Source organism: Cellulomonas algicola (assembly GCF_003851725.1).
Lineage (GTDB): Bacteria > Actinomycetota > Actinomycetes > Actinomycetales > Cellulomonadaceae > Cellulomonas > Cellulomonas algicola.
Window position 1 is genome coordinate 1 of sequence record NZ_BHYL01000474.1, and the last position, 1,454, is coordinate 1,454.

The 1,454-nt window shown below is 78.5% G+C and carries 2 protein-coding genes; both read right to left on the reverse strand.

Features of this window, described 5'->3' with window-relative positions; all coding sequences use genetic code 11:
• A partial coding sequence (locus CTKZ_RS20930; RefSeq protein ID WP_148090549.1) for a DUF3180 domain-containing protein occupies window positions 1-400 on the reverse strand: 400 nt, incomplete at its 3' end.
• Window positions 400-1,454 (reverse strand): 2-amino-4-hydroxy-6-hydroxymethyldihydropteridine diphosphokinase (folK, locus tag CTKZ_RS22550; protein WP_235843595.1); only part of this gene is annotated, 1,055 nt, incomplete at its 5' end. The genes CTKZ_RS20930 and folK, both read right to left, overlap by 1 nt.

A 1,454-nucleotide genomic window follows, 5' to 3' on the forward strand; every position in this document is an offset into this window, starting at 1 on the left:
GGCCGACGACGGCCAGCACGACCGCACCGCCGGTCGCGACCGCCGCAGCCGCGGCGCGCGACCCGTTGCCCGGCACGCCGGGGTCGGTCAGGAGCGCCAGCGCCTGCCCCCCGTACCAGCCGGCGAGCAGCGCGCCCGTGTAGCAGGACGCCTTCGCGAGCACCGCGGTGCGCGCCGCGCGGATCGGGTCGAGGCCGGGGCGCTTGCCCCGCAGGAACTGCCGGACCGCCCAGCCCATGCTGAGCACGACGCCCGCGATCACGACCTCGACGGCTGCGACGAGCCACGGCACCGACGGCGTGGACGTCCCGCGGTCCGCGAGCGCGTCGAGGGCGATCCAGGTGGCGGCGGCGACACCGGCCGCGAGGGCGAGGAGCGTGGTCCAGCGGGTCGCCTGCATCACGACGACGGCGTCCGGGGGCCGTCGTGCGGTGCGCCGAAGACGGTCTCGCGGGTCGGCACCGGGCCGGACGGGGCGTCGGGCTCCACGACCGGGACCCCGCTCGTGCCGGGCACGGGCGCGGTCAGCCAGTCGAGCGCGAGCCACCGGACCCCGCCGCGGTCGGGCGCGGTCGCCGCGAGCTGCGCGACCGGTCCGCCGCCCAGTCCGGGCAGGACCGCCTCCGGGTCGACCTGCGACCACGGCTCGAGCACGAACGCGCGCTCGTGCGCGCGCGGGTGCGGCAGCTCGAGGTCGTCCGTGACCGCGAGGACCGACCCGTACACGACGATGTCGACGTCGAGCGTCCGCGGCCCCCAGCGCTCGGCGCGCTCACGTCCGTGCGCGTGCTCGACGGCCTGCGTCGCGCGCAGCAGGTCGCGCGGCGACAGCGTCGTGCGGGCCAGCACCACCGCGTTGAGGTAGTCCGGCTGCTCCGGGCCCACGGCAGCCGTGCGGGCGAGCGGCGACACGTCGGTGACCTCGATCCCGCGCGTGCCCGCGAGGTCCGACACCGCGTCGCGCAGCGTCTCCTGCGCCGAGCCGAGGTTCGCGCCGAGCGCGAGCACGACGTCGACCGGCTCGGCCGGTGCGTCGTCGAGGGTGTCCGTGACGATCTCGCCCGTGACGACCTCGTCGGGCTGACCGTAGGCGTCGAGCTCGTCGTCGTACGCGGGCACCGGCCCTGGCATGACCTGCGTCGCGGCCGGGTCCCACGCCTCGACCGCGGAACCCGCCGGTCCGGCCTCGGGACCCGCGCCGACCTCGACCGGCTCGCCCGTGATCGGGCCGGGCGGCGGGGGCGGCGCACCGAAGACGGTCGTCGGCGCGTCGTCCGCGGGTCGGTGCGGCGGCGGCGGCGCGAGCGGCGCACCGAAGACCGTCGTCGGCTGGTCGTCCGCCGGCACGGGCGCCACGAGACCCCCACCCGTCATGCCGGACACCGGCAGGCCCGCGGCGGGGCTCGGCGTCCCGAGCGCGGGCGTCCGCGCGTCGGCGCCGCCCGCGTCCGCGG